Here is a 22,737-nt window from a genome sequence, read left to right on the forward strand (position 1 = left end):
ACGAAAGAATTTCTGGGACAGAGATGCCGGTTGGTACGATCGCTTCAGCCGAGTGTGTAAAAATGGAGGTGTGATATGTCATTCATTGAAAACACCCGCAAGCCCGTAGGCTTTGGCGGGAAAATTATGGTCGCCATGATGAATGTCGGGCACAGCGCCGTGGCCCGGTGGGGGCTTCAATTTCTGAATGCTGCGCCGGACGCCAAGGTGCTGGACTGCGGCTGCGGTGGCGGGGCGAACATGAAAAGGCTGCTGAAAAAATGCCCACAGGGCATTGTCAAGGGCATCGACTATTCGCCCGTCAGTGTGGAGAAGGCTCGAAGCCTCAACCGAGCCGCAATTCAGGAGGGGCGCTGCGTGGTGTGGCAGGGCAGCGTGGAGCGTATCATTTTCGCAAAGGACTGGTTCGATGCGGTCACGGCGTTTGAAACCGTCTATTTCTGGCCCAATCTGCCGCAGTGCTTCCGGGAGGTTTACCGGGTGCTGAAGCCCGGCGGGACATTACTCATCTGCAACGAAAGCAACGGCGATACGGACAAGGACAAGAAGTGGACGGAGATCATCGGCGGCATGACCATCTACAAGGACGCCGAGCTGAAGACGTATCTGGAGCAGGCGGGCTTTCACGATGTACAGATACACAAAAAGAAAGGCTGGCTCTGCATTACGGCGCGGAAATGAGGGAGAAGCAGACAGATGAAAGACAAGAAGCTCCTATTCGACCGCAAAGGCCATGTGCTGTATTCAAAGCCTTGCAAGAAAGAAATCCTGGCGAAAATCGCCCTGCACTATCCGGAAGCGGAGCGGGAGACGATATGGGAACAGGTACAGCGGCAGTATGCGGACTTTCTCTCCGACTGGCGTACCGATTTGGGCGGCAAGCGGAACTTCCACAACGGCGTAGGCGGCACCTACGACTGCATCGCCATCATGAGCTACTACACAGTCTGCAAAGCCGTCACATCCTTCCGCGAGATCGAGGAGATGGAGGAAAACCTGATCCTGCCGATCTTCCGCAGGCTGCGGTTTGTGGACTGCAACAAGCCGTTCTGGAGGAAGCTGATGTACAGAGCGTTTGTGCAGGCGAAAGGCGGCTGCGACAAATGGCACGATTACGAGATGACGGTTGCACCGTATGAAACCGACAAACCTATTTACTATGAATTTACATCGTGTCCGGCAGCGGAATTTGCCATCCGGCACGGCCTTACGGATATCATGCCCGCCCTGTGCAATGTGGACTATGCTTCCATGGAGCTGCTCCACGCAAGGCTGGTGCGGACGACCACCTGCGTGGACGGCTGCAAATGCGACTATACCATCTGCGGCGACAAAGACCCGTACTTAAAGGAACATCCCGAATACCGGGACGAGGCAGGATTCAGAAGAAACAAATGATACTGCAACGCAAAGGCGGTGAAGCAAATGGAAACTTTTCTCGGAATCATGATTCCTTTCCTGGGAACAACACTGGGCGCGGCCTGACGGCGCTGCTGAAGGAGGTGCCGCTGCTTTTGCAACAGCTATGACATCAGCTACGCCGGTCTGCATCCGAAGATCGTCGGGCATCGAAGGAAAACGCTCGGTCGCGGCGACGACCGCTGGGATTTTTGCATGAAGACCGTTAGAAAAGAAAGGAGTCCCAAGAATGAAGCCTGACTACAAAAACTGGATCCCCAAGGAAATGCTGTTTTTGCTCATCGCGGGGACGGTGCTGTCCCTTGCGCTGCTGCTCGTTTTCGGTGTATTTGGCATCGGTGTGAGCGGAAAGCTGCGCGTCGTGCTGGGCGTGGTATTCGGCATCGCCTTTGTCATCTATGCAAAGTACACCGAGTGGTGCGTGTATGCCTATCGGAGCTTTTCCTATGACGGCGAACGCAAACTCTCAAAGGAGATCATTGACGGCACGGCGGAGCATATCACGCTGCCGGAGGGCGGCGTGGGACTGGATATCGGCTGCGGCAGCGGCGCGCTGACCATTGCCTGCGCAAAGCGCAATCCGCAGGGGAAAATGGTCGGCATTGACCGTTGGGGCAAGGAATACGCCTCCTTCAGCCTGCCGCTGTGCGAAAAAAACGCCGCTGCGGAGAGCGTGAAAAACGCTTCGTTCCGGCGCGGGAACGCCGTAAAGCTGGATTTCCCCGACGAGAGCTTCGACGCGGTGACCAGCAACTATGTCTATCATAATATCACAGGAGCAGACAAGCAGGCACTTCTGCTGGAAACACTGCGGGTTCTGAAAAAGGGTGGAACATATGCCATCCATGACCTGATGTCGCCCAGTAGATACGGCGATATGCAGGCATTTGTCCAAAAGCTTAGGGATATGGACTATGAGCGCGTGGAGCTGATCGACACGACCGACGGCAGCTTCATGACACCGAAGGAAGCCAAACGCCTGATGCTTCGCGGCTCAACATTGCTGCTGGGAATAAAGTAAAGCATCGATGACATCAGCAATGCTGGTCTGCATCTGAGGCTTACTTGGATGAGAACCATGGCATTGGGGCGCGGCGGCAGGCGGTGATCCTCTCTCAGGAGCCGCTGGACGAAAAAGCCTTTCGCGCTGTCATTGACGCCACCGGTTATGCCACGGGGATATCCAAAAGAAGATATGCGAAAAGAAGGAGCCGTTCCCGTTCTTGAGGTGATCTTTGGAGAGCCGCTTTCGGGCGGCTTCTCAAGGACTATATGGTTAGAGCATGCTAACCAATAAACATTCAAAGGAGGCGAGAGCAAATGTCCGAAGAAATACTAGTCAGGCAGGGCGCGCCCACGCTGGCGGACATCAAGACGGGGAGCTTGTTTCCCTGCCCCTGCGAGAACCGCGAGGCGCTGCTCGCCGACATCCGGCAGCTGAACCGGCGGCTGTCGCCCAAGGGGCCGTGCCTGCTGCCGCTCCACTTTCTGCTGGGGCAGGCGCTCCTTTTACCTATACCGCCCCGCCGGACTGCGGCGGAATTTGCGGAATGTGCAGGCGTCCGAGCTGCTGCAATGCCGTGCCAGAGCTAAAAGAGGTATCTCCCGGTCATCTTGTGCGCTGTATCAGCATACCGGAGGTGCATCTATGAGCGAAATTCTGCTTGAGGCCAAGGGGCTGGCAAAGGAGTTCACTCTGAAAAACAGAAAAAAGTACACGCCGTTTCCGACGTGTCACTTGAGATATTCAAGGGTGAAACTCTTGCCCTCGTGGGTGAGTCCGGCTGCGGCAAATCGACACTTGGACGAGCGCTTATCCGGCTCATAAAGGCGACGTCTGGAGAGATAACGTTCGGCGGAACTAATATCACCGCGCTTGGTGAGAATGATTTCGGCCCATACCGTCGTCGTATGCAGTTCATATTTCAGGATCCCTACGCCTCCCTTAATCCGCGCATGACCGTGCGCGACATTGTGGCGGACCGCTGAAAACGCACAAGCTCTGCCACACAAGGGAGGAAATGACCGAACGCGTGCCCTCGCTTCTGCGCGACGTCGGTATCCCGGAGGAGTTCCTCTTCCGCTACCCCCACAAGTTCTCCGGCGGGCAACGCCAGAGGATAGGTATTGCCCGCGCCATCGCCCTCGACCCAGCACTCATTGTCTGCGATGAGCCGGTTTCCGCGCTTGATGTTTCGGTTCAGAATCAGATACGCTCCTGTTATTGATATTTTTATATTTTTTCGAAAAAATTGAGCACCTACCTACGCAAGCAACGTAGAGAGGTGCCCAATTCCGTAGGGAGAGAAAAAATGGCCATTCTAATCACAAACTCTTTTCCATCTCGATTAGGTTGTCCTCACCGCCTCTGTTTCGATAGCCGAAGCGGCAAGTATACCCCATCTTTTCATAGAATGGCATGGCGGTCACAGAAGATGTGAGCCATACGCGACCTGCAATTGTGCATAGTTCATCACTTTCCAACACTTCAAAAAGCTTCCGTCCGTACCCCCGCCCTATATACTCTGGAAGCAAGAACGCGGCAACGATCTCTGGCGTATTCTCATCAGGAACTACCGAGCCGCAACCGATAATCTTACCATCATGCCAAAGCACATAGGTATGACCCGCTTTTGCGATTTCTGCAATCGTATCAGGTTCATACCTGCCATAGAGATACGCGATCTCATGAGAAGGGCAGTCGATAGCATTTACCTCCACCAGTGTACGGCGGATGAGGGAAGAAATCGGATGCTCGTTGCCGCTACAAAAAAGCTTTATCTCCACACACAATATCAGGTGTTGGGATAGGGCTCTAAAAATGCGTGGAAGTGACGCATAGGCAGGTTCGTGCCCCAAACAATACGCATATTGGGGATACTCTCACGATCCTCATAGAGTGCCTTTACAGCAGCAATGACATAGTCCAGATGCTCCTTGGTCAGACGGCTGCGGTCGATGGCGAAACGTACCACGTTGGCCACCTCTGCCTGCTGCTCGGGCGTCTTGAGGTCGTACTCCATGGAGTAGTCACCCAGCTCGGAGGTGCGGATACCGTAGCGGCGGATCAGCTCGATGGAGAAGCCCTGGCCGGCAAAAGTGTCGTGACCGCGCTTGCCATCGAAGAACTCATCCATATTGATATAGACGGCATGGCCGCCAGCGGGCAGCACCACGCCTTTGACGCCGGCATCGTAGAAGCCCTCAGCCAGATAGTTGCACTGTGCCACGCGCTCTTCCATGTAGTTGAAGTCGCAGCTTTCGTACATACCAACAGCCAGCGCCATAATGTCACGGCCGGACATGCCGCCATAGGAGTCGTTGCCATAGCAGGAGATCTGCTTGACCTTCAGGCGAACGCCCACGTCCATCTTCGTGGTCCCGTCTTCATTGAAGTCGGAGAAGTTCTTCCAGAATAGGCCCTTGTCGCGGAAGGCCAGCATACCGCCCATGTTGGCGTGGCCGTCCTTTTTGGCGGACATGCAGAAGCCGTCGCAGTAGGAGAACATCTCGGTAGCGATCTCGGCGATGGATTTGTCGGCATATCCATCTTCGAACTTCTTGATGAAATACGCGTTCTCAGCCCAACGGGCAGCATCCAGAATGTAGGGGATGTTGTTCTTATGCGCGATCTCGCTGACTGCACGCAGGTTGGCCATGGACACGGCCTGACCACAGACGGGGTTGTTTGTGATACAGGAGAAAATCAGCGGGACATTATCTACACCAACAGCATCAATGAGCTCCTGGAGTTTATCCAAGTCCATATTGCCCTTAAAGGGATTTTTCTCATAGCGGCCGTCCTCGGGAACCTCATACAACAGTTGCTTATTGTACAGATTGCGAGGGATAGAGCCCATTTGCTTGATGTTGCCCTCAGTGGTGTCAAAGTGACCGTTGGAGGGGATGGTGAAGATCTTACCGGGATAACGCTCGGCGAGAATCTTCTTCACGATTTCCATCAGCACAGATTCGGCAGCACGGCCTTGCTGAATGATGAAAGTATTGGGGCGCTCCATCTGGGCAGCACCACCATTAAAGAGACCACCCTCATACTCACGGAGATAGACTTCTTCTATCATCTTCTCCACATCGCGGCAGTCGGTACGGACCAGATCCAGAATCTTCTTCCAGTTCTTCTCGCCGCCGCGCTCAAAGATGTCGCGGAATGTATCCAGCAGCACATAATAGCCGGTATTGCGGCCATAGGCTTCATCGCCCATAAAGAGAGCTGCCCATTGGTGGTTGGTCATGGCAGTGGTACCGGAGTCGGAGAGCATGTCCACCGTCAGCATGCCAGCGGGGAAAGCAAACTCATTGTAGTGCAGTGCTTTCAGCACACGTTCACGCTGTTCTACCGTCACATCGGGGATGTCGCGGACAGCAAAAGAAAAATGATGGGGCGCAGGAACGGGTAATGTGTACTTGTTATTCATGATACTGACCTCCATGATTGATGCCGCATTGCGGCGTGAATTTAGAGGATACCCCGGTCGGTGTTATAAAACACTTGGCGGACAGCATCGCAGATATAATCGCGTAAAGAGAGGGGCCTGCCCCGAAGTTAGAGGTAGCAAGAACAGGGCAGGACCCCTGGAAATGAACGATGCAAGTTAGAGAGTAATTACTTGCTCTTTGCCAAAACAGCACAGAGCAGTCGATAGGTACGCTCTGTGGAGGCAATGCTCAGGTGCTCATTAGGAGTATGAACATCACCCATGTTGGGGCCGATGGATACACAGTCCAGATTCGGGATACTGTCAGAGAACAGGCCGCATTCGATGCCGGCGTGTACAGCATCCACGGTGGCTTCCTTGCCGAACAGTTCCTTATAGCATACCAGTACGGTATCCTTCACCACGGAATGGGGGTTGTAAGCCCAGCCGGGATAGTTGCCGTCCACTGTCACTTCTCCGCCGGCCAGTTCCACAATGGCGCGCACCTTGCGGACGATCCATTCTTTCTGGGTAGTCATGGAACTGCGGGTCGTGGTGGAGAAGGTCATGTCACTATCAGTCAGCTTCATCAGACCAAGGTTGGTGGAAGTCTGGACGAGGCCAGGCATGTCCACGCTCATTTCCTGTACGCTGTCGGGCAGAGCCACCAGCATTTTGGCAACCTTTTTCGTGTCGGCACAGGTCAATGCAGATACTGTTCTGGTATCACCAGCGGCGGCATCAACGACCATATTGGGCTCGGTGGTAGCATATTCCTTGGCGAACACGGCACCTAGCTCCAAGACCTTCTGTACCACTGCAGCGGCATCATCAGCCAGTATCACGCAGGAAGCAATGGGGGCAATAGCCGTTTCACGGGCGCCACCCTCCAGAGCGACCAGCTTGTAGCAGGTGCTCTCGCTCAACTCAGCCAGCAGACGGCCCATAAGTACATTGGCATTGGCACGGCACTTGTCGATCTCAACGCCGGAGTGACCGCTGGTAAGGCCCTTGATCTGAACGGTCACAGCAGTGCCCGTAGCCTCCTTAAAGGAGACAGGCAGCTTGCCGCGCACATTCACACCACCAGCGCAACTGCACATCAGTACACCCTCATACTCAGAGTCCAGATTGATCAGCTTGTGACCGGTCAGCTTGGTGCAGTCAAGAGCAAACGCGCCAAGCATTCCGATTTCCTCGTCGGCAGTGATAAGGGCTTCAATAGGAGGATGTGCCAAAGAGTCATCGCTCAGGATCGCAAGGATCATTGCCACAGCAATACCGTTGTCGCCGCCCAGTGTTGTACCCTTGGCGCGGATGTCATCGCCGTCCACATAAATCTGGATACCGTCGGTGAGGAAGTCGAAGTCCACGCCTTCGTTCTTCTCGCAGACCATATCGTGATGGCCCTGCAGAATAATCGTATCAGCGTTTTCGTACCCTGCACTGGCGGGCTTGCGGATAATCACATTATTTGCCGCATCCCGGTAGCTCTCCAGTCCGCGCTCTTTAGCAAAACTGATCAGGTAGGATGCTATGCCGTCTGTGTTGCCTGATCCGCGGGGAATAGTGCAGAGCTTCTCAAAATATGAGAACACGCTTTTCGGCTCGTAATTAGCAAGCACACTCATGTTTTTTCCCTCCTGTTACTTTCGTTTCGGTGGGGTCATGTACGTCAAACGGCTCTGCCGCAACCCCATTTTGGCGTATACCTCACACAGCTTTAAAGCAGACTGCGCTGCCTCCAGGACGGGAACATCGTAGCCCTCAGCCAACAGATCATGCTTGATGCGTTCTGCCACATCCACAAAACCTGTGCAGCCCATAACGATTGCCTGTGCGCCATCCTCTCGGATAGCAAGAAGGGACTGTTCGACCAATGCTTTGCAGAGCTTCTCATGATCCTGCAATTCCTCTACTGGGATGTTGACATTACGGATGCTGACAATACGGCCATTCAGCTTAGCCTTAGATACATTCCCTTCCATAAGGGATACCACGTTCGGCATCACCGTCACGATGGAAATATTATCGGCAAGTCCCAGTGCAAAGTGTGTTGCTGGCTCGAAGCCGCCAAAAACAGGAATGTCCACATACTCGCGTGCTGCCTTTACTGCAGGATCGCCAAAGCAGTTGATAAAGATTGCCTGAAAGCCGTCTTCTTCTCCCTGTTTGGCAAGTCTTAGAACATCTGGCGCAGCCAAAGCCTCATCATACTCACATTCGATAGAGGGAGGTCCGGAAGTGATCTGATACGTCTGTACTTCCGTATCAGGTTCCAAATATTTGCACATATACTTGAACATTTCCGGTGTCAACACATCCCCCGTGACGGGAAGCAGGTTCAGGATCTTGACACTCATTACAATTCACTCCTTTTCAGCAGTCTGTGTAAGTTTCAGGTTCATCGCATAAATAGGATTGATCTTCTCATTCTTGATGATCAGTGCACCAAGGCAGTAAACAACAATGGCCACGACAATACCCATAAGCGTGGGTACAAAGAACGTTCCCCACTTGGCGACAGCGGCGCCTGCCAGCCACGATACAACACCGATCCAATTTACTCCTTCAAACGGCTCCCACAGATCCGCGCGCCCTTTTCCCATAATCCAGTAGTCGGCGATAGCAACGCCGGCAACAGCGGGAACCAGTGCCGCAATGATATTTAGGAAGCCGGCAAACACATCAGCGATGCCGAGTAGCGCCAGTGCGGTTCCTGCTGCGCCTGCTATCAATGTAACGACCGGACGCCGACCATCCTTCAGCTTAAACATATTGCAGATAGCAATACCAGAGATATACGCGTTGCCTGTATTTGTTGTCCACGTGGCAAGAATCAGCACAAGCATGCCGATGATGGGAAACCCGAAGCTGGAGAACACCACAGAAAGGTCAAAGTTGCCCATAGCGACAGCTAAGAAACCACCGATGACCAGTGCGCCAATACCGGCAGGCAGAACACCAACGACGCAGGAGAGAATGGTGTCTTTCCGGTTTTTTCCATATCGTGTATAGTCACCACAGGTAACTGCACCAGAGGCGAAGCCTGCCACCGCCAGCGTAATTCCATAGGTCCAGCCAAGAACCATGGGCGGCTGATAGACCGTCACTGCGGCAGCCGCACCACGCATAAGCGCAGCAATAACTCCCCAGATAAGCATGATGAACAGCGCAGGAACAGATACACGATTCAAAAAATCAATGAGCTTCACGCCATAGACGGAGGTGATAAACATCAACGAGCCCCAAATGATGCAGGATAGCCACAGGGGGAAATCGATGTGCAGGTATCCACTCATAATGTTACAGAAGCTGGTGGCGCACAGAGCTGTCTGAGAACCAAACCAACCGATATTGCTGATAGCGATCACGAGTGATACAAGGAAGGATGATCCTCGCACACCATAAGCGCGAGAAATCGCAACGGTGCAGGGCAACCCCAAATCGGAGCTCTGAATGCCCATTAAGCACATATAGAATACTACGATGACGTAGCCGATGACCATGCACAGGCAGGACTGCTTGAAGTCCATACCCGCCATAACCATGCTGCCCACCATCAGCGCGGGAATACAAATGACACTGCCGGCCCAGATAAATGCCAAGCTCCACCAAGGACGTCTTTCGCTCTCGGGTACTCGCGTCAATGTCGTGGTTTCCATTGCGGAGCTGGGTTTCTTTTGCTTTCTCTCTTCCATAATGTTCTCCCTTCTTTCTTTTTAGTACTGTTGAGTCGTGAGATGGGCGGGGGGAGTGCCGAGAGAATTGGCACTCCCCCCTGGAAATATACGCTTAGTAACGAACCTGGTCGCCCTTCATGCCGACTTTCTTCAGCTCAGGCAGCCAGCACTCATAGGGCTTGCGGTCAGCATCCCACCAGTTGGGGTGGGCAGGAGTCATAGTGACCAGCACCTTCATCCCAACCTTGGTATCGGCATTGGTCAGAGGCATCAGGGTATCCATGTCGATCATGCCGATACCTTCGGGAGCAGTCATGATGGTATCGCCCTTCTCATCACGCAGGATGAGGTTCTCGTTCTTGAAGTCGATGAAGTAATTGCGACCGTCCTCGCCCTTAACAACAGTCGTACCAAAGTCAAAGCCGCCCTCGGCTGTGATGTCCAGCTTTTCAATGGTACCATGACAGAACTCACGCACCTCAAACGCTTTCTTAAGCTCAGTCATCAGGTCGCCGCCATTGGCCTTGACGGACAGAATCGCCTTACCGATCTTCTGCGCCTTGGTAACGCAGCCGGGAACCAGTGCCTCACGCATCTCGGCCTTGTTCATGCCCCATGTGGAGAAACCGATACGCATGTCATACAGCATACACAGCGCACGCGCAATTTGCTCGCCGGAATGGTCGCTGACCGGATAAACAGCAACCTCATCGCCATGCAGGCTACCCAGTCCCATGGGCTTGGGAGGATGATTCCAGTAAGCTGTCAGTGTGGTATTCAGCTCCGGGCAGGCGCGGCCATTGCAGTCCACGTCCACCATTTTGATACGCTTGGCGGGGTCTTTGTCGGACAGAATAGCCACCAGCATAGGAGTGAACGTGTTAAAGCCACCCATCTCGCCAGACTGGAGATACTTGACTTCCTTGCCTTCGGCAATAAATGCCTTCTGGAAGGCCTTGAACGCATGAACCGCATCGGGGCCAAACGCAGGCTTGCTGGGATCCAGCATGGCAACAGGAGAGCCAAGACCGCAAACCACGGCTGCATACTCGTTATCACCGATTTCATCCAAATCCAGCAGGTCAACCTCAATCGCATTGCCGTCCTTTTTCAGGCCGTCCAGCATCCCAAGTCCCTGTTTCAAAGAACCGCCGCCACCTGCGCCCAGCAGGGTCGCACCATACAGAATCTCAATAATGTCCTGTTCATACAGCTTTCTCATTTTGAAAATCTCCTTTTCTTGTTTTTTAATTATGTAGAGCTGTCCCTATTTGGTGATTTTACTTAATGTGCGCGCCGTTGTAGTCGATCTGTGCACCGTGATATCTGGCATCCCGCAGCGTTTTTACCCAGCAGCGGTATGCACGCTTATCTTCCGCCCACCACTTCTTGTCAGCGGGGGAGACAATAACATCAACGGACATGCCGACTTCAGTCGTGGAGTTGTCAACAGGCAGATAATAGGGGTCTCCGTTCTTGTCCAGACGGCAGAATACAGAGATCAGCTCCGGCGCTGTGATCAGCACATTCTCTTCCGTCGGCTCTGGTCCTTTATACACATAGAGGTTCTCGTTCTGGAAGCAGATCGTGTAATCCTCACCCGTCTCATCGTCACAGATGACCGTTCGCCCCAAATCAAAGCCATGAACGACCTCAATAATCTTGTCTTTGATTTTTCCGCGGATCAAACGGCGGCAAGCATACCCGGCATCATTCAAAACGCCGGTCAGATCAAGCTCTGGCTTTTTCTGAATCATCTTGATGTTCTCACCGATCCTTTCGGCGGTGCTTACGCAGCCGAGCACGCTGTTATCCTTGAGTTCCTTCACGCTCATTGCCCAAGTGGAGAATCCAATCTGAGAGTTGTAAATCTCGCACAGCTTCCGGCAAATCGCCTCAGATTCGGTGTCGGTTTCGCACTCGATAATACACTCGGTGCAAGATTTCCCTCCAACGGTAGGCAGCGCACCCAGCCCGACAGGATTCGGAGCGAAGCCGCGAGCGGCATTCAGACTGGTGTTGAGTTCGGGGACGGCTCTTCCGTTGGCATCAAAATCGAGAAGGCCAATTGAAGATCCACCCTGCTGCTTTGCGATAATGGAAACCAACATCGGAACCATCGTGTTCATACCGCCCATCTCGCCGGAGTACAGATACTTGATCTCCTTGCCATGCAGCAGCATCGCCTTTTTGAAGGCATCAAAGCACGCCACTCCATCTGGACCAAAGGTACCATTCTCCTTGATCTTTTGCGGAGAACCCAAACAGGCGACCATCGCGCCATACGTTGCATCCCGTTCCTTTTCGGGGATCTCGTCCATGGAATAGAGGTCGATAGAATACGAACCGGATGTTTGCTTTTTCAGCAGTTCGCGGCCGGTATCCAGCGGACCACCGCCACCTGCACCAAGGAACGTCGCTCCGACCATGATGCTGTCGATCTCGCAAGCTGTAAGTTCACGCGGCATCTTGAAGTCCTCCTATGTAAATTATTTCTGTGTGCAATATGCACTACAGCTTAATAACTATTATAAGTCCAGTTGCGTGCGATTGTATTTATTATAAGGGCAAAAGAAAAGAGCGGCGGATTTGTCCAAATGGACAAATCCGCCGCTCTTTTCTTTTATTATTCATTTTCGGAGTTCCTCATGCGATTGATTGCTACAGCAATCAGTAGTGGATATACGTCTGCTGGTTTAGATGGGGAATAGCCCGTATTGTCGCGGATAGCATTTAATCGATATTTTATCGTATTGATGTGGCAGCAAAGTGCTTTTGCGGTATTGGCCATGCTGCTCTCATGGTCTAGCAAATATGCGGTCAAGGTTGTCAGCAACTCAGGCGTTGCTTCAATGTCTTCTATGATTTTTAGATAGTGAATCTGAGCTTCCCTGCAAGCAGCTTCCTTTGCGCATATTGAGGCGAAGGACACATCCGATGGACGTAAGACGCGCTTTTGTGGGTAGATGCTTCTGGCATAAGAAGCATACTGCATGACATCAAAGTATGCGTTATGGGCATCATTGGTCGTATTGAGGCAATCACAGCAAACCACTATGTAGTTACTATAAGAATCCGCCGACTCGTTAATGAAATCTTGCACGATAGCATCTCGTTCACCTGCCGTTTTGGGAGCATGGGCAAAAATCACCATATTGGATTCATAGTAACCGACCAAAACCGTTTTGTATATTCCGGAAAAGTACTCTGTGCATTTCCTCAGCAATTTCAAATCCGGCTCTGAAGAATCAACAGAATCAAACACCCACATTTGATTCAACTCTGCAACATTAATTTGGAACAAGTCTGCTAATCGCCTCATTTTCAAGGGGTCGTCGTCAATGATGGCTCGAACCAGTTCTGATGTTACAAGTTTTCCCAGATCTTTATTCCAAATATGGCTATATAGCTGGACAAATTCACTCGCTTGCCACAGATCTTCCCTTGATAGTAATTCATTGTACTTAAATGTATATAAGTCGAAACCTTCTTTGCCCTCCAAAAGTGTTGGGCAGTGTTGCAAATAACCTGCACCATCATCATAAGAAATCTTGACCGCTTGTTCACCCTGCATTTTTTGCAGTTGTTTTTTCAGGTCCTTGCTTAATAGCTCCGATAGCGATTGCGGCCAGCACACGATATTGCTGATTGATTTTTTGTAATCAGTTAGAATAATCGATGCCTGCAGGTGGTTGCTGAGCATACGAAGTAATGTGCCTGTGTTGCGCTGCTCTGCAGGAAGATTAGAAAACCGGCGAATAAGTGTACTTACATAATTTGAACCTGCCTGTTGATCCTTGAAAATCGCATGATATATGTCGCCAATCACGTCACTATATTTATGGGTCCTTATATCCTCGGGCATGGTAATCAATACTAAATCAAGTTCATTGCAGCAGGCAATAACCCGATCATCCACGCTTGGAAGGATCAACCCGATGTAAAAAAGGATAAACCCAACGCTCCCCATTGCTTGATATCTACGGATGTTTTCGCACTGTGCCTCAACATTGTCTGCAATTGTGGCAAACGAGGTAATAATCAGATCATTCCCTTGAAACTCGGTTTTGGAAAATAATTCATCCAACGTGTTGGTAATCCACCCATACTCCAAAACGGTAACTGATTCAACAGGGTTTGACATTCCGGCATGGCCTGCGAGAATAGTTGCGCCATACATAGATGGTAGTTTCATGACATCCGCGACCGTGATCATTCGCATCACCTCCTACAGTAATTAAACAGCCATGAGCAAAACTCCAAAAGAGTAGAGATTGTAAGGGATTCCGGCCATGGCTGAAACCGAAAATCACTCCATTGATATAGAAAGCGGAGCCCCATTCTGGTAAAATGAAGTTGCAAATCACACCAACCAGAAAGGGGCTGGCCGCTATCTACCGACAGGAAATCATTCAGGATGTGACATTGTTTACATCCCAAAGCGCCGCCATGTTCTACGACAAGCTTTTCAGCAGTCTGGACTTCACGCTGCCCAAAGCGGCAACCGGGCGGCGGGGCTTCCCCAAAGAAGCCATGGTCTGTGCTTTTATCGTTATGAAATGTGAGGGTTTCTCACAAATCGCAGATTTGGCGGATTATCTGGACAACAACCGGCTCATTGCCCACTACTGCGGCTTTAACATCATGGAGCCGCTGCCGTCCTACTGGACGTATGACCGCTTCCTGCGGCAGTTGGACAACAGTGCGTTGAAGTCGATCATGGCGGATCTGGTGAAGAAGCTCTATGAGATGGGGATTGTGGATGCCTCATTTATTGGTCTGGACTCCACACCCGTTGCAGCAAATACAAAGCAGAACAATCCCAAGTCCTTTACCAAGGATAAATTCAACCCGGAAAAGCAGCCCAAAGCAGATCCGGATTGCGCCCTGGGTGTCCACTCGGCCTCCAACCAGCACAATGAGCGGCGGTATGAGTTCTACTGGGGCTATAAAAGCCATGTGCTGGTGGACTGCATCTCCGGTCTGCCGCTCTACGAGCTGACCACGCCGGGCAATATCTCCGATTCTGCCGTCGCCGCTGACATCCTCGCGGCCGTGGATCAGACGATTTCTTTGAAAGAGTGCGCCTTCCTTGCCGACAAGGGCTACGATGTGAAAAGCATCTACAATACCGTAAAAACAGTCTATGAGGGCGAGGCATTTATCCCTCTCAATCCACGCGGCACGAAAGCCTCTAAAACGCTTTCTGCCGGTAATCCGGTCTGTGAGGCCGGGCTGGCTATGCACAAGGATGGTAAGACCACCGATGGCAAAGGGGGGATCCGGCAGAAATACTGCTGCCCCTTCCGCCAGTCCAAAACCGGTGTTTGCCCTTGTAACCACAAAAACTGGAACAACGGCAAGAGGAACCGGGGATGCACCAAATATAAGACCATTCCAACAGACTACAGACTTTCCATTGACAGGGAATGCCTGCATTTTAAGCGTATCTATGCCTTGCGTACAGAGTGTGAGCGTTATAACTCCCGCTTTAAGGCATCTGGTCAAGAAAGGCTCTGGGTTCGAAATGGCAGCAGTGCTGCTAATCTCAACACACTGGCTCATATCTCTGCCTTAGTGGTTGCGCTGGCCGCCGTTCTGCACGGCTCTCACTCCTACCGTTCTGCCAAACAGCTTCGGCGTTCCGCCTGATCTGCCTTTTCCATACCTTCTTCAGGTGCGGCGGTTACCGCGCTGTGGTTTTTGCGCCCTTGAGATGCCCCAAACTCTTTTGATTCCCGTTTGCCTTGTTTGGGGGCAGTTCCTTCCAACTGTTTTGCTCATCTCTTTAATTAAATACAGGGTTGAGCAAAACTCCGATTTGCTCAAGAAGAAATACAATAAACGGTTCCGCTTAACTTACTCGAACACTATATATTGTGTATCGGTTTTGCAAAACTCACGTTTTGCTCATCCCTATAATTGAAAGTATATCACAGATTTCTTCTCAAAGTACAGCGAAAAAACAAAAGCGTATGGAAATCTTCTATATATTCCTGTATCCAAAGGAAAAGTGGCCTCGATCTGGTGCTGCTCTGCTATATGTTAAATCAGCTGAGCGTACTGCCCGATAGCACTTCAGCCCCACGAGGTAGAAAAGCACGGCAACCGGAAAATGCAGATCCTATTGACAAACTCAATCTGCTCGGTTATAATATACCAGCGGTATATACTACAGGTATATTAGGAGGAATCAATGGAACGTACAGAGACTCAAATGAAGATCCTCGAAGTTGGGAAAAAAGAATTCCTGGAAAAAGGATTTAAGGACGCATCTCTGAATAAAATCGTCGCAGAGGCGGGCTTCACGAAAGGCGCCTTCTACGGCTATTACCCGGATAAGGCCGCGCTTTTTGAAGATCTTGTGGGCGAGGCAGCAAAGGGACTGCTGGAGCAGTTCAAAGCCGCACAGTCCGCCCATTTCGATCTTATCTCCGAGGAAAAGACGAAGGACAGCCTGAAGCTGTCCACTGAGTATTTGCGCGTCTTTGTGGAATATATGTACGCCCATTTTGATGCCTTCAAGCTGATCCTCTGCCGGGCGGAAGGTACGCGCTATGCAAATTTTTTGGAGGAGCTTGTGGAACTGGAGGTAGAGTGCTCAGAGGAATACTATGCACTTCTCCGCAAAAGAGGAAAGCTCTCCGGGAAAATGACAAAGCAGCTTCACCACATGATTACCAGCGCCTATTTTACGGCGGTATGTGAGACGATTGCCCATGATATGCCCAAAGAAGAAGCTATGCGGTATGTTGAGGAGCTTGCAAGGTTTTTCAACTCTGGCTGGAAAGGCTTGCTCCGGCTGGAATAATGCACAATCACACCAGCACTTTAATTTTTTACACGCGAGTTAGCGTACTCTAACTGAACAATATAAAACTGGAGGTCTTTTATTATGCGTAAAACAGATTCGAAGAAGCTGGAAACAAGGGACTTTATATCAGTGGGCATCTTTTCGCTCATCTATGCTGTGGTGGCGTTTGTGATTGGCGGTGTTGCGCAGATGACGCCGGTCACTTTCCCGTTTATGCCAATGATCGTGGCGCTTTTTACGGGGACAGTTTTCATGCTCTATGTGGCAAAAATACCGAAGAAGGGAGCTCTCTCCATTCTCGGTGTAATCGCGGCGATTTTGCTGTTTGTTACAGGAATGTTCTGGATGATGTCCGTATTCTTCCTGGTTTTCGGCTTGATCGCGGATTTTATCTGCGCTTCTGCTGATTTCAGATCCTTTAAGAAAAACCTGCTTGCCTACTGTGTCATGGCGCTTGCGCCGATGGGGGCATACATTCCAATGGTTGTCATGCCCGCACAGTTTGATGCTTTTATGAAGAATAAAGGCGACTTCGCCTCCTTTGAAGGAGTGATTCATTCGATCGGGGCTACCTGGTGGGCGATCCCCGCAATGATTATCGGGACGATCGTCTGCGCGATCATCGGCGGACTGATTGGAAAGAAGCTTATGAAAAAACACTTTGAAAAAGCAGGGGTTGTATAAATGAGACTCGACCCACGGACGAAGCTTCTGATTCTCGCGGTCACAAGCGTTTCCGTTTTTATGAATAAAAGCATCGCGGTGGAGTGTGTGCTTGCGGGGATTCCGCTTGTACTTCTGAGCGTTTCCGGCAATCTGAAAAGGACGCTGAAATACGCAGCATTTTTTCTCGCGCTTCTGCTGATCCAGCTTTTTATCGTACCGAGGCTGCCCGTGACTTTCGGCGGAATCGTCTATATGTTTGCAGTGTATATCCGCAAGCTTCTTCCCTGTTTTATGCTGGGCAGCTTTCTGATTGTAACGACAAGCGTAAGTAAATTTCTTGCGGCGATCACAAAGCTCCGATTGTCGAAAGGACTCACGATCGCTCTTGCTGTTACGCTCCGTTATTTCCCGACCATGAGAGAAGAGTGGGCCTCCATACGGGATGCCATGGCGCTGCGAGGGATATCAGCGTCCGCGGCTGGGCTGATTAGCCATCCTATACAGACGATGGAGCATGTCTATGTTCCCCTGCTTGTTTCTGCTTCCAGGATTTCGGACGAGATTACGCAGGCAGCGATTACAAGAGGCATTGAGCACACAGGTGAAAGAAGCTGTATAGAGGAAATCGCGTTTTCGTTTGCTGATTTGCTGGTGGTAATTGCTTACGCGGCGCTCGTTGTCGGCATGATATACGCGGGCGTGAAAGGGGTGTTTTGATTATGATATCGTTCCAAAATGTCTCTTTTACATACGCTGAAAGTGGGAACGGCGGAGTCCTTGATTTGAACCTTATGATCAGGCCCGGCGAATGCGTGCTGCTTTGCGGGCCGTCCGGGTGCGGAAAAACAACGGTTACACGGCTCGCAAACGGACTGATTCCCCATTTCTTCCGTGGCGATCTTTCGGGGCAGGTGAACGTAAACGGTATGGATACCCGGGAGACAGAGATTGCTGCGCTATCGGATGCGGTAGGGACGGTTTTTCAGAATCCTCGAACGCAGTTTTTCAATACGGATACGGACAGCGAGATCGTGTTTGGGCTTGAAAATCGGGGCATTCCGCGAGAGACTCTGCGCTCCCGATTAGATGAACTTACGGAGGAGCTGCATCTTAGCGAGCTCCGGGGTCGAAATATCTTTGAACTGTCCGGCGGCGAGAAGCAGAAGATCGCGTTTTCCAGCGTGTATGCTTCGGCTCCCGATGTCCTTGTGTTTGACGAGCCATCATCCAATCTCGACATGAAGGCCATCGGAGAATTGGCTGATTTGATCCAACGCGCGAAAATATCAGGAAAGACCATTCTGATCGCAGAGCACCGCATCTGGTATCTGATGGACATTGTGGATCGCGTCGTTTATATGCAGGATGGCCGGATTGCATCGGACATGGAGGCTTCAGCGTTCAAGGCGCTGCCTGAAGCAGATATTCGCAGAATGGGACTGCGTGTCAGGGATCTGTCGGTATCCGAATCGGGCGATGTGAAAACAATCGCTGCCGATGGATTGCTTTCCGCTCAGAAAATCAGCGTCCGTCTCGGTGGCCGGAATGTATTGAATGATATCTCTTTTCAGGCAAGCCGCGGAGAAATCATCGCCATTGCGGGCGTCAACGGCGCCGGGAAATCGACCCTCGCCAGAATGCTCTGCGGATTGCAAAAGAACAGCGCCGGCACTGTTTTGTGGGCTGGAAAACCGATGAGCCGGCGGTTGAGACGGAAAAAGGCATACATGGTCATGCAGGATGTGGGACACCAGCTCTTTACCGACAGCGTGGCGGCAGAATGCGCGCTTGGCATAAAAGCTCCGAACAAAGACGAGATTGACCGCGCATTAGAAAAGGTGGATCTGCTGGCGTATAAGGAACGGCATCCCTTGTCTCTTTCCGGCGGGCAGATGCAGCGCCTTGCGGTTGTGGTGAGCGATATCTGCGGCAAGGAGCTGCTGGTGTTCGATGAACCTACCAGCGGACTGGATCTGAAAAGCATGGAAGAGGTCGGCACCTTGACACGAAGCCTTGCGGCGCAAGGCAAGGTGCTTTTGATCATCACACATGATATTGAGTTTATGATGCGGATTTGCACAAGAATACTGTTCATCCGGGACGGAGAAATCGTGAAGGATCTCTCCGGTGGGCAGAAAGAAAAGATTGTAAGACTTTTACGAGGTGAGGAATGATGGCGGGAAAAGAAAACTCGGCGATGACGATTCTGATGGATTTTGCGAAGCCGTGCAAAGGGAAACTGATCGGCTCCGTCATACTTGCGGTTTTGGGGGCGCTTTGCGGCATGATTCCCTACCTCGCGGTGTCCCGCGGGATCATTATGATCTGCCACGAAGACTATGCTTTCAGCAAGTTGGCGTTTCTGGCATTGATTGCTTTTGCGGGCTATCTCGGGCAGGTGTGGTTTGGAACTTTTTCTACAATGAAAAGCCATGAGTCTGCCTTTATCATTCTGCGGAATATCCGTATGGCGATAACAGAGAAGCTCTCCCGTGTCCCCATGGGAACGATCCTTGATACGCCGTCCGGGAAATTCAAAACGATCATCGTGGATACCGTGGAAAAGCTGGAGCTTCCGCTGGCACATATGGTACCGGAGCTCACTGCCAACATCCTAATCCCAATTCTAATGCTCGTATACCTCTTTAGCCTTGATTGGAGACTCGCGCTGATTTCTCTTGTGACGATTCCGGTGGGTGCCTTCTGCTATACGGGAATGATGAAGGATTACGAGAAGAGATATGCCAGAGTACTTGCCGCCGGGAAAAACATGGATGCCGCAACGGTGGAATACATCGGCGGCATCGAAGTGGTGAAGACGTTCAATCAGGGTGAACGCTCATATAAAAAATACGCCGACGCCGTGGCGGAAAACGAGGCAGCCAAAGCGACATGGTTCAAGCAGACCAACGGCTACTATGTGATGGGGCTTTCCATCCTGACGGCAACACTTGTGGGCGTGCTGCCCCTGGGAAGCTGGCTCTTTATAAACGGAAGGGTCGAAGCGGGTACGCTGATTACCTGCATCATTCTCGCCCTTGGACTTGTAAAACCACTGATTCAGGCATTGCAGTACACCGACAGCCTGGCCATGGTGGATTCCACCGTAAAAGAGGTAGGGAATCTTCTGGATGAGCCGGAGCTTGTGCGGCCGACCGAGAGAGCTATCCTTGCAGACGCCGATGTATCCTTTGATCATGTTACCTTCCGATACAAAGAGACGGAGGTTTTGCATGGAATTTCCTTTGCCTGCGCAAAAAACGGTATGACGGCCATTGTGGGTCCCTCCGGCTCCGGTAAATCTACCATTGCGCGGCTCATCGCCTCCTTCTGGGAGGCGGAGAGCGGCTGCGTCCGTATTGGCGGCGTGGACGTGCGGAACATTCCTCTCCCTCAGATAATGGAGCTTGTCTCATATGTATCACAGGATAACTTCCTGTTCCATCTGTCTATCCGGGAAAACATTCGCATCGGAAAACCGGAGGCCACAGACGCAGAGATCGAGGCAGCGGCAAAAAAAGCGAGCTGTCACGATTTCATCGCCGCTCTGCCGGAGGGCTATGATACGCTGGCGGGCGATGCGGGAGGCCATCTCTCCGGCGGAGAAAGGCAGCGAATCGCCATTGCAAGGGCAATCCTAAAGAACAGCCCGATCGTGGTGCTGGATGAAGCCACGGCATTTACCGATCCTGAAAATGAGGCCGTTATTCAAGCATCCATCGCAGGGCTTGTAGCAGGAAAAACTTTAATTGTCATTGCGCATCGGCTGTCTACCATTACAAAAGCAGACAAGATCCTTGTCGTGGATAAAGGAAATGTCGCTGCGGAAGGAACTCATGAGGAGCTTCTTGAAACAAGCAATCTATACAAGGAATTATGGAAAGCCCATATGCAGGGCAAGGATACCGCAGAGGAGGTGGCGTGATGATAAGGTTGTTTCAAAGACTTTTGTTGTTCTCGGGCTTACAGAAGAAGCGTCTTATCCGCTCTTTCCTTGCATACCTTGTCAGCTCATTCTTTGAGATGATCCCAATCATGGCCATTCTAACGGTGCTCACGGGAATCCTGAAGCAGCTTTCCGGCGATGTTATGCCTGAAAGCATAATCTGGATTTCGCTTGGCATCATGATTGTTTCCATTGTAGGGCGAATTGTATTTGTCAATCTTTCTGCCAATGCCAGAACTCTTGGCAGCTTCGCGTTCGGGTCGGAAAAGCGCATGGAGATCGGCGAACGCCTGAAAAAGGCGCCTATGGGTTATTTCAATGAAAACAGGCTCGGGGATATCACCGCGGCGGTGACGACCACCCTTGGTGATCTGGAGCAGCAGTCCGTTACCATTATGGAAAATGTGGCGGGCGGGTTTATCCACGCCATCGTGATTGGCGTTTGGCTTATGATCTATGAGTGGCGGACCGGGCTGATCTCTTTGGCCGGACTTGCTGTGGCGCTCATCGTCTATTCGTTTATCGGCAATGTCGGCAGGAAATACGCGCCCCGCCGTCAGGCAGCCCAGGCTGGCCTGGTCACTGCCGTTTTGGAATATGTGCAGGGCATGGGCGTAGTCAAGGCGTTTGGGCTGGCGGAGCGCACTGGAAAAGCAGTTGATGCCGCAATTGAGGAAAGCAAAGAGGCAAATATCGTGCTTGAAAAGGCGTTTTCCAAAATGACGGCGCTCTATCAGACGGTGTTCAAGCTCGCACGGGCGGCTATTCTGGTTTTTGCGCCCTATCTTCTGGCAGGAGGAAGCATCACGCCGGAGAAGTGCCTGCTGCTTCTCGTGTCCAGCTTCATGATCTATGCCGCCGTGGAGGTAGCGGGTAGTATGTCCTCCATTGCCCGCGCGGTGGAGGCTTCCCTGGACCGGCTGGATAACATCATGGACATTCCATCCCTGGACGAAAACGGGGCTGATCTTGTGCCGGAAAATTTCAATATCGAAGTGAAGAATATGTCCTTTGGATACGGGGAAAAGGAGGTATTACATCAAATCAGCTTAAGCGTACCCCAGGGAAGCTCCTGCGCCATTGTTGGTCCCTCCGGCGCCGGAAAAACCACGCTGGTCGGTCTGATTGCCCGTTTCTGGGATGTGAAGGAAGGACAGATCACGCTCGGCGGCCGGGATGTGCGGGAATATACCAGCGGCAGCCTTCTAAAGAATTTCGCCATCGTATTTCAGAATGTGTATCTCTTTGAGGACACCGTCGAGAACAATATCCGGTTTGGCAGACCGGACGCGAGCGAGGATGAAATCATAGCGGTCGCAAAGAAAGCCTGCTGCCATGACTTTATCATGACGCTGCCCGATGGCTATCAGACAAAGATCGGCGAAGGAGGCTCCAGCCTCTCCGGCGGGGAAAAGCAGCGAATCTCCATTGCAAGGGCAATTCTGAAGGACGCACCCATCGTCATTTTGGATGAAGCCACAGCCAGCGTGGATCCCGAAAACGAGCAGGAGCTGCAAAAGGCCATCCGGGAGCTGACAAAAGGCAAAACGATCCTGATGATCGCCCACCGTCTGTCCACCGTGCGCACGGCAGATCAAATCATCGTGCTGGAGAACGGCAGGATCATTCAACGCGGAAACCATAAGGAGCTGATGCGCGAAGACGGCCTGTACAGGCGCTTTGTGGGAATGCGCAGCCAGGCAATCGGCTGGACGCTGAAAGGCGGGAAAGCACATGGATAGAAGGTTAGTATAAATTAACAGAAAACGGAGG

At 51.6% G+C, this 22,737-nt stretch carries 23 protein-coding genes; 15 read left to right on the top strand and 8 right to left on the bottom strand.

The features are described from left to right. Window positions 1–75: 75 nt before the first annotated feature. From ABC831_RS10035 to ABC831_RS10070, 8 genes are all read left to right on the top strand, one after another. Window positions 76–681 carry a class I SAM-dependent methyltransferase gene (locus tag ABC831_RS10035; RefSeq protein ID WP_343248005.1) on the top strand — a complete coding sequence of 202 codons (606 nt, stop codon included), beginning with the start codon at window positions 76–78 and terminating at the stop codon, window positions 679–681. Window positions 682–696: 15 nt separating this feature from the next. Further along, window positions 697–1,398, top strand: coding sequence for an L-2-amino-thiazoline-4-carboxylic acid hydrolase (locus tag ABC831_RS10040; protein ID WP_343248006.1), 702 nt, complete (start codon window positions 697–699; stop codon window positions 1,396–1,398). Between the two features lie 250 nt (window positions 1,399–1,648). Then, a complete protein-coding gene (locus tag ABC831_RS10045) occupies window positions 1,649–2,440 on the top strand; it encodes a class I SAM-dependent methyltransferase (RefSeq protein ID WP_343248007.1) in 792 nt (263 codons plus the stop codon). Between the two features lie 44 nt (window positions 2,441–2,484). Then, window positions 2,485–2,646: a hypothetical protein gene (locus ABC831_RS10050; RefSeq protein WP_343248008.1), complete on the top strand. Its 162-nt coding sequence runs from the start codon at window positions 2,485–2,487 to the stop codon at window positions 2,644–2,646. Window positions 2,647–2,739: 93 nt separating this feature from the next. Beyond that, a complete protein-coding gene (locus ABC831_RS10055) occupies window positions 2,740–3,012 on the top strand; it encodes a hypothetical protein (RefSeq protein WP_343248009.1) in 273 nt (90 codons plus the stop codon). Window positions 3,013–3,067: 55 nt separating this feature from the next. Continuing rightward, window positions 3,068–3,247: a hypothetical protein gene (locus ABC831_RS10060; RefSeq protein WP_343248150.1), complete on the top strand. Its 180-nt coding sequence runs from the start codon at window positions 3,068–3,070 to the stop codon at window positions 3,245–3,247. Continuing rightward, entirely contained in the window at window positions 3,190–3,408 is a 219-nt protein-coding gene (locus tag ABC831_RS10065; RefSeq protein ID WP_343248147.1) for an ATP-binding cassette domain-containing protein, read from the top strand. The genes ABC831_RS10060 and ABC831_RS10065 overlap by 58 nt, the downstream gene beginning before the upstream one ends. A 32-nt stretch (window positions 3,409–3,440) precedes the next feature. Beyond that, entirely contained in the window at window positions 3,441–3,647 is a 207-nt protein-coding gene (locus ABC831_RS10070) for an ATP-binding cassette domain-containing protein (RefSeq protein WP_343248010.1), read from the top strand. 97 nt (window positions 3,648–3,744) lie between these two features. Here the strand turns inward: ABC831_RS10070 and ABC831_RS10075 are convergent, their stop codons facing one another. The 8 genes from ABC831_RS10075 to ABC831_RS10110 all read right to left on the bottom strand — a co-directional run bounded on the left by ABC831_RS10075 (window position 3,745) and on the right by ABC831_RS10110 (window position 13,754). Continuing rightward, window positions 3,745–4,206 carry a GNAT family N-acetyltransferase gene (locus ABC831_RS10075; protein WP_343248011.1) on the bottom strand — a complete coding sequence of 154 codons (462 nt, stop codon included), beginning with the start codon at window positions 4,204–4,206 and terminating at the stop codon, window positions 3,745–3,747. 8 nt (window positions 4,207–4,214) lie between these two features. Further along, the gene (locus tag ABC831_RS10080; protein ID WP_343248012.1) at window positions 4,215–5,855 is read right to left on the bottom strand and encodes a tryptophanase; all 1,641 of its coding nucleotides are present in this window, start codon (window positions 5,853–5,855) and stop codon (window positions 4,215–4,217) included. 188 nt (window positions 5,856–6,043) lie between these two features. Then, complete coding sequence (locus ABC831_RS10085) at window positions 6,044–7,486, bottom strand: aminoacyl-histidine dipeptidase (RefSeq protein ID WP_343248013.1); 1,443 nt, start codon at window positions 7,484–7,486, stop codon at window positions 6,044–6,046. 15 nt (window positions 7,487–7,501) lie between these two features. Beyond that, on the bottom strand, window positions 7,502–8,218 hold the full coding sequence (locus ABC831_RS10090; RefSeq protein WP_343248014.1) for an aspartate/glutamate racemase family protein: 717 nt from the start codon (window positions 8,216–8,218) through the stop codon (window positions 7,502–7,504). Window positions 8,219–8,224: 6 nt separating this feature from the next. Beyond that, window positions 8,225–9,556, bottom strand: a complete 1,332-nt coding sequence (locus ABC831_RS10095) for a cytosine permease (protein WP_343248015.1) — start codon at window positions 9,554–9,556, stop codon at window positions 8,225–8,227. 94 nt (window positions 9,557–9,650) lie between these two features. Next, complete coding sequence (locus ABC831_RS10100) at window positions 9,651–10,760, bottom strand: S-methyl thiohydantoin desulfurase family protein (protein WP_069431289.1); 1,110 nt, start codon at window positions 10,758–10,760, stop codon at window positions 9,651–9,653. Between the two features lie 58 nt (window positions 10,761–10,818). Beyond that, complete coding sequence (locus tag ABC831_RS10105; RefSeq protein WP_343248016.1) at window positions 10,819–12,006, bottom strand: S-methyl thiohydantoin desulfurase domain-containing protein; 1,188 nt, start codon at window positions 12,004–12,006, stop codon at window positions 10,819–10,821. 158 nt (window positions 12,007–12,164) lie between these two features. Then, complete coding sequence (locus ABC831_RS10110; protein ID WP_069431291.1) at window positions 12,165–13,754, bottom strand: PucR family transcriptional regulator; 1,590 nt, start codon at window positions 13,752–13,754, stop codon at window positions 12,165–12,167. 134 nt (window positions 13,755–13,888) lie between these two features. On the opposite strand from ABC831_RS10110, the gene ABC831_RS10115 reads away from it, so the two are divergent. From ABC831_RS10115 to ABC831_RS10145, 7 genes are all read left to right on the top strand, one after another. Continuing rightward, complete coding sequence (locus tag ABC831_RS10115) at window positions 13,889–15,190, top strand: transposase (RefSeq protein ID WP_343248017.1); 1,302 nt, start codon at window positions 13,889–13,891, stop codon at window positions 15,188–15,190. 544 nt (window positions 15,191–15,734) lie between these two features. Continuing rightward, window positions 15,735–16,349 (top strand): TetR/AcrR family transcriptional regulator, encoded by a 615-nt coding sequence (locus ABC831_RS10120; RefSeq protein ID WP_343248018.1) that lies wholly within the window; start codon window positions 15,735–15,737, stop codon window positions 16,347–16,349. A gap of 84 nt (window positions 16,350–16,433) precedes the next feature. Further along, window positions 16,434–17,036: an MptD family putative ECF transporter S component gene (locus tag ABC831_RS10125; protein ID WP_343248019.1), complete on the top strand. Its 603-nt coding sequence runs from the start codon at window positions 16,434–16,436 to the stop codon at window positions 17,034–17,036. Beyond that, entirely contained in the window at window positions 17,037–17,735 is a 699-nt protein-coding gene (locus ABC831_RS10130) for an energy-coupling factor transporter transmembrane component T family protein (RefSeq protein WP_343248020.1), read from the top strand. 2 nt (window positions 17,736–17,737) lie between these two features. Beyond that, entirely contained in the window at window positions 17,738–19,192 is a 1,455-nt protein-coding gene (locus tag ABC831_RS10135; RefSeq protein ID WP_343248021.1) for an ABC transporter ATP-binding protein, read from the top strand. Beyond that, complete coding sequence (locus ABC831_RS10140; protein ID WP_343248022.1) at window positions 19,189–20,943, top strand: ABC transporter ATP-binding protein; 1,755 nt, start codon at window positions 19,189–19,191, stop codon at window positions 20,941–20,943. The genes ABC831_RS10135 and ABC831_RS10140 overlap by 4 nt, the downstream gene beginning before the upstream one ends. Continuing rightward, window positions 20,943–22,706 carry an ABC transporter ATP-binding protein gene (locus ABC831_RS10145; RefSeq protein ID WP_343248023.1) on the top strand — a complete coding sequence of 588 codons (1,764 nt, stop codon included), beginning with the start codon at window positions 20,943–20,945 and terminating at the stop codon, window positions 22,704–22,706. The genes ABC831_RS10140 and ABC831_RS10145 overlap by 1 nt, the downstream gene beginning before the upstream one ends. Window positions 22,707–22,737: the final 31 nt, after the last annotated feature.

This window comes from Diplocloster hominis (assembly GCF_032380655.1).
Classification (GTDB): domain Bacteria; phylum Bacillota; class Clostridia; order Lachnospirales; family Lachnospiraceae; genus Diplocloster; species Diplocloster hominis.